General features: G+C 42.0%; 16 protein-coding genes. 1 reads left to right on the forward strand and 15 read right to left on the reverse strand.

Translation table 11 applies throughout. From position 1 onward, the window contains the following. Positions 1 to 160 precede the first annotated feature (160 nt). The 12 genes from I5J82_RS09145 to I5J82_RS09200 all read right to left on the reverse strand — a co-directional run bounded on the left by I5J82_RS09145 (position 161) and on the right by I5J82_RS09200 (position 11709). The gene (locus tag I5J82_RS09145; RefSeq protein WP_198767607.1) at positions 161 to 589 is read right to left on the reverse strand and encodes a GNAT family N-acetyltransferase; all 429 of its coding nucleotides are present in this window, start codon (positions 587 to 589) and stop codon (positions 161 to 163) included. 140 nt (positions 590 to 729) lie between these two features. Continuing rightward, a complete protein-coding gene (gene dinG, locus I5J82_RS09150) occupies positions 730 to 3537 on the reverse strand; it encodes an ATP-dependent DNA helicase DinG (protein ID WP_198767608.1) in 2808 nt (935 codons plus the stop codon). A 39-nt stretch (positions 3538 to 3576) separates the two neighbouring features. Continuing rightward, entirely contained in the window at positions 3577 to 3960 is a 384-nt protein-coding gene (gene panD, locus I5J82_RS09155) for an aspartate 1-decarboxylase (RefSeq protein WP_066395605.1), read from the reverse strand. Further along, positions 3945 to 4829, reverse strand: coding sequence for a pantoate--beta-alanine ligase (gene panC / locus I5J82_RS09160; RefSeq protein WP_198767609.1), 885 nt, complete (start codon positions 4827 to 4829; stop codon positions 3945 to 3947). The genes panD and panC overlap by 16 nt, the downstream gene beginning before the upstream one ends. After that, a complete protein-coding gene (gene panB / locus I5J82_RS09165) occupies positions 4826 to 5665 on the reverse strand; it encodes a 3-methyl-2-oxobutanoate hydroxymethyltransferase (RefSeq protein WP_198767610.1) in 840 nt (279 codons plus the stop codon). The genes panC and panB overlap by 4 nt, the downstream gene beginning before the upstream one ends. A 483-nt stretch (positions 5666 to 6148) precedes the next feature. Then, positions 6149 to 7135, reverse strand: coding sequence for a biotin--[acetyl-CoA-carboxylase] ligase (locus I5J82_RS09170; protein ID WP_198767611.1), 987 nt, complete (start codon positions 7133 to 7135; stop codon positions 6149 to 6151). Further along, the gene (locus I5J82_RS09175; RefSeq protein ID WP_198767612.1) at positions 7123 to 8304 is read right to left on the reverse strand and encodes a CCA tRNA nucleotidyltransferase; all 1182 of its coding nucleotides are present in this window, start codon (positions 8302 to 8304) and stop codon (positions 7123 to 7125) included. Before I5J82_RS09175 ends, I5J82_RS09170 begins: the two co-directional genes overlap by 13 nt. Further along, positions 8301 to 9440: an N-acetyl-alpha-D-glucosaminyl L-malate synthase BshA gene (bshA, locus tag I5J82_RS09180; RefSeq protein WP_198767613.1), complete on the reverse strand. Its 1140-nt coding sequence runs from the start codon at positions 9438 to 9440 to the stop codon at positions 8301 to 8303. Before bshA ends, I5J82_RS09175 begins: the two co-directional genes overlap by 4 nt. Positions 9441 to 9451: 11 nt before the next feature. After that, entirely contained in the window at positions 9452 to 10144 is a 693-nt protein-coding gene (gene bshB1, locus I5J82_RS09185) for a bacillithiol biosynthesis deacetylase BshB1 (protein ID WP_198767614.1), read from the reverse strand. Next, the gene (mgsA, locus tag I5J82_RS09190; RefSeq protein WP_198767615.1) at positions 10141 to 10557 is read right to left on the reverse strand and encodes a methylglyoxal synthase; all 417 of its coding nucleotides are present in this window, start codon (positions 10555 to 10557) and stop codon (positions 10141 to 10143) included. Before mgsA ends, bshB1 begins: the two co-directional genes overlap by 4 nt. A gap of 11 nt (positions 10558 to 10568) precedes the next feature. Then, positions 10569 to 11372 (reverse strand): 4-hydroxy-tetrahydrodipicolinate reductase, encoded by an 804-nt coding sequence (dapB, locus tag I5J82_RS09195; protein ID WP_198767616.1) that lies wholly within the window; start codon positions 11370 to 11372, stop codon positions 10569 to 10571. Then, entirely contained in the window at positions 11365 to 11709 is a 345-nt protein-coding gene (locus I5J82_RS09200) for a nucleotide pyrophosphohydrolase (protein ID WP_198767617.1), read from the reverse strand. The genes dapB and I5J82_RS09200 overlap by 8 nt, the downstream gene beginning before the upstream one ends. A gap of 142 nt (positions 11710 to 11851) precedes the next feature. Here I5J82_RS09200 and I5J82_RS09205 point away from each other — a divergent pair, with 142 nt between their 5' ends. Beyond that, complete coding sequence (locus I5J82_RS09205) at positions 11852 to 12724, forward strand: YitT family protein (protein ID WP_137789063.1); 873 nt, start codon at positions 11852 to 11854, stop codon at positions 12722 to 12724. Between the two features lie 44 nt (positions 12725 to 12768). Here I5J82_RS09205 and I5J82_RS09210 read toward each other — a convergent pair whose 3' ends face one another. The 3 genes from I5J82_RS09210 to lhaT form a co-directional block, all read right to left on the reverse strand. Further along, complete coding sequence (locus tag I5J82_RS09210; protein ID WP_137789062.1) at positions 12769 to 13449, reverse strand: zinc metallopeptidase; 681 nt, start codon at positions 13447 to 13449, stop codon at positions 12769 to 12771. Positions 13450 to 13542: 93 nt separating this feature from the next. After that, on the reverse strand, positions 13543 to 14337 hold the full coding sequence (locus I5J82_RS09215) for a sporulation protein YpjB (RefSeq protein ID WP_198767618.1): 795 nt from the start codon (positions 14335 to 14337) through the stop codon (positions 13543 to 13545). Between the two features lie 85 nt (positions 14338 to 14422). Continuing rightward, on the reverse strand, positions 14423 to 14989 hold the full coding sequence (gene lhaT / locus I5J82_RS09220; protein ID WP_198767619.1) for a lipoprotein heptaprenylglyceryl N-acetyltransferase LhaT: 567 nt from the start codon (positions 14987 to 14989) through the stop codon (positions 14423 to 14425). Positions 14990 to 15016 lie beyond the last annotated feature (27 nt).

Here is a 15016-nt window from a genome sequence, read left to right on the forward strand (position 1 = left end):
TCTATTAACAAAAAAATTAGTGCACCAAGTTATTTGGTTATCATCAGGAACATATAAAGAGCCAAAAAACATCCTAAAAAAGTCAAAAAAAGTATGTATTTAGTTTCAAAAAGAAAATCACCTCCAGATTGAAAGAGATGATTGCTTTTAAAGTTAATGCCTACAAATATTTTTTAAAGCCTCTACTAACAGATCCATCAAAGCCTTCTTGTTCAAAGAACTGATGGGCTCTGTCTCGCTTTGAACTACTCAAAAGCATGATTCTGTGACAGTCGATCAAACGGCAATAAACTTCAACATGTTGTAAAAGTTTTCTGTCTATATTTCGACCACGAAAATCCTCATGTACGATAATATTTTCAACGACTCCGTAAGGTCGATAACCATGCAATGCTTGCAGACATATGTTTAATGTCAGTGTCCCTTTCAGTTCTGCATCTTCCTCATACACAAATAAAAAATTGTTACGATCACGCCTGATTATCTCGATCTGCTCTTCTCTAACTTTCATCTTCTTACTATTCGGCACTAACATCCGGTAAAGTTTAACCAATTTATCTTTATCCCTTTTTTCAGCTTCACGAATCATACAGGAAACTCCTTATAGTTATTCTATGATGTATTTGGTTCGTTAAAAGGAGTAGATTGTCCTCCTATCCTCACTTTTCTACATGAAACAAAAATCTAGGGCAAACAAAAAAGAAGAAGCAATGCGCTTCTTCTTTTACATTATTCCATCCAATCATCCAGTTCTGACACGAGTTCATCGATCGGTTTGATCGATACAGGAAGCTTTGGCAGTGATTGGATGAAGGATTTTCCGTATCTCGTCTCGATCATTCTTCGGTCGAAGACGAACACGGCTCCCTTATCTCGGCTGCTTCTCACTAATCGTCCGAACCCTTGCTTAAAGCGTATGATCGCTTGCGGAAGGGAAAGGTCATAGAACGGATTCCCACCTTCTGCTTTCAACTTCTCGCTTTTCGCGGCCATCACAGGCTGATCTGGCGGTGTGAACGGCAATCGGATGATCACGAGACAGGAAAGATCGTCACCCGGGATATCGATTCCCTCCCAAAAACTGTTCGTCCCAAACAGGATGCTGTTATCAAATCGCTGGAAGTTCTTTGTAAGACGCGCACGACTTCCAGAGTCAACGCCTTGTGCGATCAATACGAACTCTTCGGCATCCATCAAACTTTTGAACGCTCCGTGAGTCTCTCTCAACATTTCGTAAGAAGTGAACAGAACGAGCATGCGTCCTTTCGTTACTTTTGCGATCTCGTACAGAGAGGACGAGATTTTTTTAACGAACGTTTTTTGATCCACTTCATTAATGAGCGGAATGTCAGTTGGCACCATCAGCTTCGCTTGTTGTTCATATTGAAATGGTGAAGGCAGTTGTGCGCTGATCGGACCAAAGTCTAAAAGTCCAAGTCTTTCACTCAGATAACGGAAGCTGTTCTTCACACTCATCGTCGCAGAAGTGAGCACGACCGAGCTCTTCTTACCAAAGAACTTATCAGCTAGAATCTGATCGATCTCAACCGGCTTCGCAAAGAGTGTAACCGCGTGTCTCGGACCTTTTGATTCTGCTTCCATCCAGTACACTTCTTCAGATAATGGGCAAGACAATAAGTGGTGAAGATCTGTCATCTCATCTTGCAGATCGTTTAAGATGCCTTCTAGATCGACTAAGAAACCTTTTTGCTGGACCGTTAGATGTTCTTCGTACTGATCAAAGCTCTTCAATACACGTTTTACAGGTTTCACAAGATCACCCATAAACTGACGTGCTCTCGCTTCCATCTCTAAGACTGGTTCCCAAGCAACAGCCTCTATATCTTCTTTCGTATAACGAAGCGTTAATTTCGTTAACTCTGTAGATCGAGATGATCTGGCTTTTTTTAGACAGATTGTCTTGATTTGCTTGAAGATCTCATCAAGTTCATTCTTCACATCCGAAAAGAGATTATCCCAATTGGCGAGATGGTGTTCGTATTTGGGAACCTCAAGAAGATCACAGATCTCCCTAAACGTATTCATCATTCCGTCTCCATCCGTCTGAGATAGACGGTCTAGGAGCTTGACGAATGAAAAATAATCAGTTTCTTTTCCAAAATGATCGCTTACAACTTCTTCCACATGATGGGCCTCATCTAAAACAACTTCTTTATAAGCTGGCAACAATTGATTATCAGACTTCAAGTCCGTAAACAACAACGCATGGTTCGTGATTACAAGGTCTGATTCATGAGCTGCTCTCTTCTGCTTGTGATAATAACATCTGGAGAACCAAGGACATCTATGGTTTAAACAAGAATTGGCATCACTTTTGACCGTGTTCCAGAAGAGTTTTCCGCCAGAGGCCATCGACAGTTCTTCTACGTCCCCTGTCTCTGTTTCTGTAAGCCAGACGATCAGTTGTGCTTTTGTAAAGTTCATATCGTAATTATCATCGTGATAATCCATTAGCGTATGTTCGAATTTTCTTAAACATAGGTAATGATTTCTTCCTTTAAGAAGAGTCGCTGTAAAGTCAAACGGCATGATCCTTTTTAGCAGCGGAACATCGCGTTCTAACAGCTGTTGCTGCAGCTGGACGGTATGCGTAGAAACGACAAGCGGCCGGTCTTTTTCCTTTGCATGCCGAATACCCGGTATGAGATAACCGAGCGATTTTCCTACACCCGTTCCCGCTTCAATCACAAGGTGCTGATTCGTGTGAAGTGCCTCGTCCACGAGTTCCACCATTCTCTGCTGACTTTTTCGAACTTCGTAATGCTGCATATGCTGCTGAAGCTGATCATGAACCTCTTCGTCTTTAAACTCTGTAAAATCATTGTCTAAAGATTGTACGAAATCCGGTCTCTTTTTTAGAGCGAGCTTACGATAAAAATCATATGTTTCTTCATCTGCTAAAAAAGCTGACTTCTCCGCGATCATATCACCCACGATGCTTTCTAAAGAACTCTGCAGTTTCTTTAGAAAAGGTGTTAGCCTCTCAAGCGTTGCGAGTGGGAGATTTTCTAGTTTTTCTAATAGATGGATCAAGAGTCTCGCTGTTACTTCTGCATCGCTGTCAGCTTGATGCGGGTTAAGGTGTTCTAACCCTAGATAATCTGCAAGCATCCCTAGCTGGTAGCCGTCTGCTCCTAAAAGAAGCAGTCTTGACATCTCAACCGTATCGATTAGCGGCATGGATAGCCTGGAATAGCCTGCATGGTCGAGTTCCCCTTGCAGAAACGAATAATCAAACATGACATTATGGGCAACAAAATAAGCTCCTTCTAACATCTGAAGGAGCTTTGGTGCCACTTCTTCAAACAACGGGGCATCTTTCACCATTTCATCGTTGATGCCCGTCAATTGCTCAATAAATGGGGGGATGGGAACGCCTGGCTGGATGAACGTCGAGAATCTGTCCGTTATCTGTCCTGCCTCAACGGCGACCGCACCAATCTGGATAATTCGGTCTCCTTTTGCTGCTGAATTTCCTGTTGTTTCAAAATCGATAACGACAAATCGCCGTGTCATAGCCTTCACCTCATTCCCCTGTGGCTTGTTTATATCGCATTAATAAATAGTAGCCTCAGGTTCAACTCCGAGCATCTCTTGTACACGATTGTTCTTATCCATAATCGCAACTTTCGGTACATGATGTCTTGCTTCGGTCTCATCATACATTCCATAGGAAATAACAATAACAACATCCCCTTCTTGCACGAGACGTGCTGCAGCGCCATTTAAGCACATCACACCAGAACCTCGTTTTCCAGGGATAATATACGTTTCAAAACGTGCACCATTATTATTATTTACAATCTGAACTTTTTCGTTCGGAATCATATCAACAGCATCTAAAATATCTTCATCGATCGTGATGCTGCCAACATAGTTTAAATTAGATTCAGTCACCGTAGCACGGTGTATCTTACCTTTCATTAACGTACGGAACATGTTTCTTCCTCGCTTTCTAGTCTACTTAAAATGTTGTCTAAGATGACATTATCAATCAAACGCGCTTTGCTGAATTTTACAGCTACAGCAATGATCAACCTTTCCGATTCAGGTGTAGGAGGAAGAAGTTCAGGATACGAAAGAATCTTGCAATAATCAACAATACCGCTCGTATGTTCCTCCAAGTATTTTATCATCTTTTGTTCGGTCTCACCACTATCACCCTCTAAAAGCCATTTTTTCGCTTTTACAAGAGATTGACTCAGATGAACCGCTTCTTTTCTTTCCGTGTCATCGAGATACACGTTTCTAGAACTCATCGCAAGACCGTCAGCCTCACGCTTCGTCTCACACCCGATCACTTTTATCGGAAAGTTAAAGTCTTCAACAAGACCTTCAATAACCGCTACTTGCTGTGCATCTTTCAGTCCAAAATAAGCATAGTCAGGCGAAACGATATGAAACAACTTCGTTAATACTGTCGCCACTCCGTCGAAGTGTCCCACTCGACTTTCCCCGCATAATGCATCTACTCTTTTATTTACAGAAACCGTCACGACTGATTCTTGTGGATACATCTCTTTTGTATCTGGGAAAAACAACACATCTGCTCCCGCTTTTAATGCCAGCTTCTGATCGCGCTCAAGGTCACGAGGATATCTGTCAAAATCTTCGTTCGGTCCGAATTGCAACGGATTAACAAAAATGCTGACAACAATAACATCAGACTCTTTCTTCGCTCGTTCGATCAAGGATAGATGACCATCATGCAGATATCCCATCGTTGGTACGAACCCTATTACTTTTCCAGCCCTTTTTTCTTCAGCGATCAGTTTTTGTATGTCTTTGATGCGATTGATCTGTTTCATGATTGAACTCCTCCGTAAAGGGAATGAAGCGTTTCAGCCTTCATATTAAAGCTGTGACTTTCTTCTGGAAACTGTTGTGTTCTTACGTCTTCTTTATATTTTAAAAGTCCCTCGACCATGACATCCTTCACGTTTCCATACGTTTTCACAAACTTAGGTACATGGTGAAAACCGTAGCCGATCATATCATGATAGACGAGGACTTGCCCGTCCGTATGTTTACCTGCACCGATTCCGATAACAGGAATACTTAGTTTTTTTGTTACGATCTCAGCAAGCTGCTGCGGAACGCATTCTAAAACGATCGCGAACGCCCCAGCTTTTTCAAGCAAAAGACTCTCTTCGATCAGTCGCTCAGCGTCTCTTTCTTCTTTTCCTTGAACACCATACCCGCCCATCACACCTACCATCTGAGGTGTAAGACCAAGGTGTCCCATGACAGGAACTCCGGCGTCCGTCAACCGTTCAACCGTCTGAACGATCTGTTTTCCACCTTCTACTTTGACAGCAGAAGCACCGCTTTCTTGAAGAATTCTTCGTGCGTTGTTCAGCGTCTCATCGATCGAACCGTGATACGTCATAAACGGCATATCCGTCACGATAAACGTGTTCGGCGCGCCGCGTTTTACCGCTTTCGTGTGATGGATCATATCATCCATCGTAACGGGAATCGTTGAATCATACCCAAGCACGACCATTCCAAGAGAATCTCCGACTAACAAAAGATCCATCTCCGCTTTTTCACAGATCACCGCAGTCGGATAATCATAAGCCGTTACCATCGTGATCTTTTCGCCATCTCTCTTCATCTTAAGAAAACTTTTCGTCGTTTTCATCATAAAGCCTCCCTGTTTTAATTTGGCTCTTTCCCTAAGAAGTTGCTTTTGATTTTTTGTTAGCTTCTTTCTAACGGATTATTGCTATTTGGAACTTAATCCTCATCGCAAGTTGATTGTAGCGCAAGGTTGCCGACTCCTGCGGGACGAGCGGACAGGTGAGACCCTTAATGGCGCGAAGTGGCAAGGGGCTCACCGGTCGCCCCGCGGAAAGCGAGCAACCTGAAGCGAAAATCAACATCTCTCAAAAGCAACAAAGCATACGGAAATTGCCTTTAACTAACAGGGCCAGAAGTGCAAAAAACCTTCTTTCCAATAGAGGAAGAAGGCATAGGAAAAATCCTAGACTTTTATTGTTTGCTCCCTCTGTCCCGGTCCTAAATTTGGATCTAGGCAGATATAAGGTTTGTGGTCAAAACTAGACAGAATTAGTGCAGTTCCACATGGATACCGCCTACAACTTTATTTTATCACGGACTTTCCTTAAGTAGAAGGAAATTCGATATCAGCCGAATAGATGGAATGTACGACGCCATGATCGTCTTCTAAAAGCAGAACACCTTCTTCAGTGATTCCTTTTGCATAACCCGTGATCGCTCCTGTTACGGATCTTGCTGTAATTCGTTTTCCTAAACTGAACGCACGAGATTCCCATAACAGCTTGATCACACCAAAACCATTCTCCAAATATTGATGGTATAGGGTTTCGATCTCTTGAAGAAGCACACCCACCACTTCAGCTCGCTTGAAGTTTTGCCCGCTTTCAATGGCTAGACTTGTAGCGATTTCCGCGATTTCATCAGAAAAGTGCTGTCGTTCTTGATTCACGTTAATCCCGATGCCGACAATGACCGAATGAATAGAATCGGCTTCAGCTTGAAGTTCTGTTAAGATGCCAGCTGATTTTTTACCGCTGATCAAAATGTCGTTCGGCCATTTGATCGCTGCTTCAAGGCCTGATACTTTTTCGATCGCTTTAGAAACAGCTACAGCTATTAGCAATGTAAGCTGAGGCGCTTTTTGAAGAGGGATGTTAGGCTTTAAGATTAAGCTCATCCAAACGCCTGTCCCTTTAGGAGATTGCCACGCTCTTCCTAACCTTCCTCTGCCACCGGTCTGTTCGTCAGCGAGTACGATGCTTCCTTCGACCGCGCCATCTCTAGCAAGTGCATGAGCGACCTCTTGTGTACTATTTACAGATTCTCTGTACGTAATTTTCTTTCCGAATGTTCCGTCACCCGTATATAATGATACTTCTTCTGCTGTTACCGCATCAGGAGACGTGATCAATCGGTATCCTCTCTTCTGGACAGCTTCGATCGTGTAGCCGTTCTTACGAAGTTCTGATATGTGTTTCCAGATCGCAGTTCTTGAACAATCCAGTCTGTTTGAGATCTCTTGACCTGAAACAAACTTTCCTTCTTGTTCTGTAAGCATGTGCAACAGTGCTTCTTTCATCATGGCTCCCACCTTTTTACCCAATCCTGTAGTGCGGTTGAGTTGAGTGCTAATTCTCCCTCAACGATCTTTTTCTCCATCTCTTCTAACAGCTTACCTAACCAAATACCCGGTTCTCGTTGTGTGATCTCGATAATATCCTGACCATCTAGCGGAATATCCTTCCTGGACTTGATCGGAATCTCACGATATCGCTGTTTAAGTTGAGCGATTTCTTCTGCATTATCCTTCTTTTCGATCGCACTTTTTAGCGTGATGCTTGATATTGCTGTCTCCAAGCCACAACGGTACAAATCCATTTTTCTCCACGAAATAATACCATAAGCGGACATAAGCTTCTCTACTTTTTTTATCATGTGATTGGGAAGCTTCCAACTTTTCAAGAACGCTCTATCATCACTCACATCAGATAATAACAGAATGGCCGTCCATCTTTGTTCATCAGATTCTAGAGCGTTCCAGTCAAAGTCCTTATAAAGATCGCTCTGTTTTTCTTGCAACTTAGTAGGCAAGTGATTTAGAACAGAGCGTTCCTGCATAAACTTGAGAACACTACCCGCTTGTTCACCTTGAAGCAGTTTGATGAACTCGATCGCAATTCGTTCTGTTGAAATGCGAGATAGCAAGCATGCTTTTTCTTTAATCGCTTGTTCGGTCTTTCTTTCGATCGCCATGTTAAATACACTCATGAACCGGCAAGCTCTCATGATACGAAGAGGATCTTCTGAAAAACGCAGATTCGGATCTCCGACAGTACGAATCTGCTTACGCTCAAGGTCATCTCGTCCTCCAAAGTGATCGATCAACTGAAATGATATATCCATCGCCATCGCATTGAAGGTGAAATCTCTTCTAGAGAGGTCTTCTTTTAGATCATCGACAAACCATACTTTAGAAGGTCTTCTGTAGTCTTTATATTCATCTTCTTTTCTAAACGTTGTGACTTCATAAGAAACAGATTCGTGTCTTACGATAACAGTTCCATGTTCAATACCGACCGGAATAGTCTTTGGAAAGATTTCTTGAACGTCTTTAGGTCTTGCAGAGCTTGCGATATCAATATCTTTGATCGGACGGTCGAGCAAAAGATCTCGTACACAACCTCCAACAAAGTAAGCTCTGTACCCTTCATCTTCCAACCGCTTTAATACCGGCAAGGCGTTTTTGAACATTTCGTTCATACTGTGCGATCCTCTACTAAGGAATAATAAATATCTTCATAGATCGAAACGATCTTGTCAGATAAGAAGTTTTCTTTTACATGTCTTACGGAATTTTCTCTGAACGCCATTAGCTTTTCTTCATCCTGTAACAGAGCTATCGCTTTTTCGGCTACCGATTCTGGACACCCTAGCTCCACCATATACCCTGTCTCGCCATCCACGATCACTTCCGGTATCCCACCGATATTCGTTCCGATTACAGGTACACCACATGCCATCGCTTCGAGTAGAACGAGTCCAAAGCTTTCTTTTTCAGATAGAAGCAGCTTCAGATCACAGATTGAGAACAATTCGCCGACATTTTCTTGTTTACCTAAGAACAATACATCGTCTTCGATATCCAGCTCACGCACCAGTTCGCATGCTGTCGTTAGTTCTGGACCGTTTCCGATCAACAACAGCTTTGAAGAAAGCTCTTTTCGAATCAGAGCAAACGACTTGATGACATCTTCTAACCTTTTTACTTTTCTAAAATTAGAGATATGAACGATGACTTTTTCGTTTTCATCAATTCCGTACGTTTGTCTTAATTCTGCATTATTACTTCTTCTGTAATACACTCTTTCATCTACAAAATTATGTACAGGGATGATGTCTTTGTTAATATTTAACAGATCTAGTGTATCTGCTTTAAGTTGATGTGAAACCGAAGTGACAACATCTGATTTCTCGATGCCGAACTTGATCATTTCACTTAGTGAGGGATCGTAGCCTAGTACCGTAATATCTGTTCCATGTAAGGTTGTAACGATCTTCATCTCATCGTTTAGCATCTGTTTGGCTAATACCGCACAAACAGCATGTGGTACAGCGTAATGAACATGAAGAAGATCGAGCTTTTCTCTTTTTGCCACCTCTGCCATCTTGCTAGCTAAAGCAAGGTCATAAGGCGGATATTTGAACACGGAATAATGATTCACTTCTACTTCATGAAAGAAGATATTCGGATAAAATTTTCCTAGACGAAAAGGAACGCTTGATGTAATAAAATGAATCTCGTGTCCTTTTTCTGCCAATAGTTTTCCTAGTTCTGTCGCAACCACTCCTGATCCGCCTACGGTCGGGTAACAAGTGATGCCGATTTTTAACGTCATAGACTTTCTCCTTATAAATGGTTAGTTATATAAGTTTGTTCTGTAATGAATCCTTCTGCATAACTGACACCAGCTTCAAGACCAAACAGCTTGTCACGGGATTCTACACGTTCTATATAACCGTTCGTTAGAGGTGTATCGATGCTTTCCAGCGTTTTTACAAACTGAGAAGGGTAAGCTTTCAATGCCTCGATCTTCGTTCTGTAAGACCTCGTAACATCTACAAACAACTGAGGTCTCTCTGCACTGTTGATCAAGTAGTAAAAAATATTTTTCACTTTGTGTGCAGGTTGTTGATTTTTGTCTTTGATGTTCTTTATTCCGGCAGAAAAGACTGCTTCTTTTACGAGACGAGCACAGTTTCCGTGGTCTGGGTGACGATCGACCCAATAGGGAGCAAACACGTATTCTGGCTTATGCTCACGAATAACCGAAACCAGTTGTAAAATATAGTCTTCTTTCATATAAAGTCCGCGGTCAGGCAACTGTAGGTTATTTCTTTTACTTACTCCTAAAAGTTCTGCTGCTCTTTCAGCCTCTTTTTTCCGGATGTCGACAGTGCCGTTCGATGACAGTTCTGCTTCTGTTAGGTCACAGATGATCACGTCACGGCCTCTCTCTGTTTCTGCTTTGATCGTAGCACCCATGCCGATCTCTACATCATCTGCATGAGCACCAAAGGCTAGCCAGCTTTCAACGTTCATTTTTTCTCTGACTCTCTTTCATCTATTATTTTTCTCCAATCCAGATCTCCTCGTTCGAGTGAACGAATAAAAAGTTCTGCTGAAGCCACATTTGTTGCGAGCGGAATCTGATACACATCACATAAACGCATCAGTGCTGACACATCAGGCTCATGAGGCTGTGCGGTCAACGGATCTCTGAAAAACAGAACAAGATCAAGATCGTTTTCTGCGATCATGGCTCCGATCTGCTGATCACCGCCTAAAGGGCCAGATTGAAAACGTTTGATATCCAGACCCGTTGCTTCTTGTATTTTAAATCCTGTTGTTCCTGTCGCAAACAGGGTATGACCCTTTAGGATCGGTGCATAAGCGACAGTAAAATTGATCATATCGTTCTTTTTCTTATCGTGTGCAATAAGAGCTATTTTCATAGTATCCCCTCTTATTCCATAATATTTTCAAGGCCATAGACAAGACCTTCAATTTTCATAACACTTTCAACGGCAAGGCGAACACCTGGCATGAAGGATGTTCTGTTCATAGAATCATGACGGATCGTTAAGACTTGACCCTCACCACCGAAAATAACTTCTTGGTGCGCGACCAGTCCAGGTAATCTTACACTATGAATACGGATTCCTTCTAGTTCAGCGCCTCGCGCTCCTTTAAGATCCTCTTTTTCATCCGGATGACCTTGTTTCTTTTCTTCTCTCACTTCAGTGATCAGTTGTGCTGTTTTTAATGCTGTTCCTGACGGCGCATCTAACTTTTGATCATGATGCTTTTCGATGATTTCAATATCAGGAAGATACTTTGCTGCCATTTGAGAAAACTTCATCATTAAAATCGCACCGATCGCAAAATTTGGGGCGATGATGGCACCTGTCTGTTTTTCTTCAGCCAGAACTTTTAGACGCTCTAGGTCTTCATTTGAAAAACCAGTAGTTCCGATAACCGTGCGCAGACCCTTGTTAAGAGCCAACTCAAGGTGTTTCTTGCCGATATCGGGACGAGTAAGATCTACAACGACATCTGCTTCAATAGAAGCAAGACAGTTTTCCATATCATCATATACAGGTGCCTCCATAGATAGCGGAGCTCCTGAAAGATCTTTTACTTGAAGTCCATCATTTTTTGAATCTACAGCTGCCACTAGTTCAAAATGTGAAGTTTCCTCAATCATCTTCAACGCTTCTTGACCCATCTTTCCTCGTGGTCCTGCAAGTATGATTCTAATTTTATTCATGAGTAGTCTCTCCTTCTTTTTTAGTCCATCTGTCTTTGTCTCGTGTTTCAAACTTATGCATAACGGTTTTTAACGCATCATCCAGATCTATATCGAGGGAATTCGCCAGACAGATCAAAACAAAGAACATATCTCCAAGTTCTTCTTCCACCGTCTTCTTATCCTCTGTTGATTTCTTTGGTTTCTCTCCATAATGATGGTTCACTTCACGAGCAAGTTCCCCTAATTCTTCTGTTAAACGTGCAAGCATGGCTAAAGGACTGAAATAGCCTTCTTTAAACTGTGATATGTATTGATCTACAACGTCCTGACTCTCTTTTAATGTACGATTGGCCATGATGTTGACACTCCTCATTCAATATTAGTCTTCTATATGTTATCGGTATTTTTTCTGTTTGACAAATTTCATGAAATTTCGCTTATAATAGGAAGGCATGACTAAAAACAACCTTAGTATTTTTGTAGAAAGTAGGCCTCATATGACTTATCCAATCAAACTAAAAAATATTTTATTCATCTTACTTGGTGCTGCTATCTTTTCGTTCGGAATCGTTCATTTTAATATGACGAACAATTTAGCAGAAGGTGGTTTTACAGGGATCACGCTCATACTCTATTTTCTTTTCTCGATCGATCCTTCTTATTCTAACCTGGCACTCAACATTCCATTGTTCTTTGTCGGCTGGAAACTGCTTGGAAGAAACGCCTTTATCTATACGATAATTGGAACAGTCGCCGTGTCAGTGTTTTTGTTTATCTTCCAGCGTTTTTCTTTTGTAACGATCAACCTTAAAGAAGATATGACACTGGCCGCTTTGTTTGCTGGTGTATTTATTGGAGTTGGACTAGGAATCATCTTTCGCTTTGGGGGAACGACTGGCGGAGTGGATATCATCGCGAGACTCGGTCATAAATTTTTAGGCTGGAGCATGGGTAAAACGATGTTCATCTTTGATTTCGTTGTTATCGCGATCTCTCTCGTCTACTTAGACTATAAAGAAGCGATGTACACACTCGTTGCTGTATTCATCGGTGCACGGGTGATCGATTTTATGCAAGAAGGTGCTTATGCTGGTAAAGCGGTCATGATCTTTTCAGATAAAAATACCGAGATTGCAGCAGATATCATTAAAGAATTAGACCGTGGTGCGACTATCTTAAACGGTAAAGGCTCTTTTACAGGAAATATCCGTGAAGTGCTGTACTGCGTAATCGCTAAGAACGAGATCGTCCGTATTAAGCAAGTGATCGAGCGTATCGATCCACATGCATTCGTAACTGTAAATGATGTTCATGAAGTAATCGGTGAGGGTTTCACTCTTGATGCTGATAAGAATCCGATAGGCAGATAGAAAAAAGCTCCCGATCAAGTATCGGGAGCTTAACTGTTTTAAATTTAGTCGTCTTGGTTCATCCCTAAGAACATGAAGATGAATCGTGCTAGTTCGAGTAACGCTACAAGAGCACCAGCTACATATGTTAACGCAGCAGCGTTTAATACTTTACGTGCTCCGCGCTCTTCGTTGTTACGGATCAGACCTGTTGAAACGATCTGGTCCATGGCACGAGAGCTTGCATTAAACTCGACCGGCAGTGTAACGAATTGGAACAATACAGCTACCGACATGAAGATGATCCCTAATAGGAACATATTCATCGAGCTTAAAAGCATACCACCAAGAATCAATAGAAACGAAAAGTTAGATCCGATGTTAGCTACAGGAACTAGCGCATGTCTGAAGCGTAAGAACGCATACCCTTCAGCATCTTGAATCGCATGCCCTACTTCATGGGCTGCAACGGCTGCACCTGCAATCGAACTTCCGTAATAATTATCTTCAGATAAACGAACTACTTTACTGCGAGGGTCGTAATGATCGGACAACATCCCTCTAACCGGCTCTACTTGAACGCTGTAGAGTCCGTTTTGGTCTAAAATCTCTCTTGCTACTTCTGCACCAGTCTTACCTGTGCTGTTACTTACCTTCGAATACTTTTTGTACGTGCTTTTCACTCGCATCTGAGCCCAGATTGGAACGATAAGCAAAATTGCGAAGTAGATTAAAAATCCACCCATCGTTGGCATTCCTCCATATAAAAAGCTTTTGATACTCACATTTTACGTTTTCAACTCACAGTTTGTCAAAGAATACGCATGACTGATGACCCATTACCGTTTATCAGGCACTCTTAAACTATCTTGCTGATCACCTTTGTATTTTCTCCATCCTACGTAAGCTAGTGTTGATGATATGATGCCACCGATTGAAAATATTAACCAAAACAGGGATGGCTCTGAGTTATCTTTTTTTGCGAAGAATAGCGCTTCAAAATCAGCAGCTGCAGTTTCAAGCTGTTTTTGATGGGCGGAGTCCGTAAGAATCTGACTTCGATTCGTATCAACGTAAGAAACGTGTTCATCGAGCTTTTCTAATTCTTCATCTTTCAGGTCGACCATCAGTGCCGGCCTGACCGTTTCGTAACGTTCAAGTAAAAGATTGGCTGCTTGATGAAAAACCACAGAATCATCTTCACTGATTCCTTTTTCCATCGTGATAAAAGGCTCTAACATCATCAGTCCTGTTTTTTTCCATAACGGCTCATAATCGGTCTGAAGGGCATCTACTAACAAACGAACCTCGGTAAGCTTGTTTAGCTTTTTTTCCTTCGACCACTCGGGGTTCTGAAGAGAAGAAACAGCATCTCTGAACGTATATTCAACGAGACGCTTCTGTTCCGGTCTTAAGGACAAGACATCTTCTATATGAGTAATATTGGCTGATGTAAACTGCAACACACCCGCAGCTTCTTCGTACCGTTCTATTTTACCAAGCTCCCAGATCTCACTCGTAAGCTCATTTATCTCAGACCATTCTTTTGTCTCTGTATGATTTGATGCAAATGCTGGCATAGCAAGTCCAAAAACCATACAAAGAACCATCAATGCCCATCCAAACCTTCTCATCCGTTGTCCCTCCTGTACCCTTATACTTAAAACGTATGAGAGCTGGGACAAGGTTAGACCTATAATTAAGGATTTGGAAAGTACGTTACGCTTTTCTCATTTTCCAAACAATAAAGATGGATAACGCAGATAACCAAAAGGTCAAGTATCCGATCAAGTCTTGATACGGATCAAGAATGTCATATCTTGGCATCATATCAAACACGTAGTCGATGATCTCGTTATGAAAAAGAACGAGTGCAGCAAGGGTTACGTGCCAACCCTTGATCTTATAAAACGGAGCATATAACAGACCTTGAACCGCCATGCCGAGGTGAGAAAAGATAAGCATGTAGTTGATAAGGTCGAGTGGCGTTCCAACAAAAGCACCACCAAGGTTCATCCCCACTGCCCATATGCCATACTTAAAGAGCGTTGCAACAGCCAAGGCTTCGATCCACCCGTGCTGTTTACCTCTTAAAAAGCCGATGATGACAAAAACAAAAAACAATGATGCAGTCGGACTGTCGGGTACGAACGGCAAGAAGTACCAAGGCGTATCCTGAAGCTGATAAAGGTACCAATAATATCCGTAGATCGTGCCTAGTATGTTGATCAAAAGAAGTGCTAGTAAAAACATTCGATCCATGATGATCGTTCGAATCCAGGACATAATCACATACTCCTTTTTTTACAAAGT

Origin of the sequence: Fictibacillus halophilus (genome assembly GCF_016401385.1) — a bacterium.
Taxonomy (GTDB): domain Bacteria; phylum Bacillota; class Bacilli; order Bacillales; family Fictibacillaceae; genus Fictibacillus; species Fictibacillus halophilus.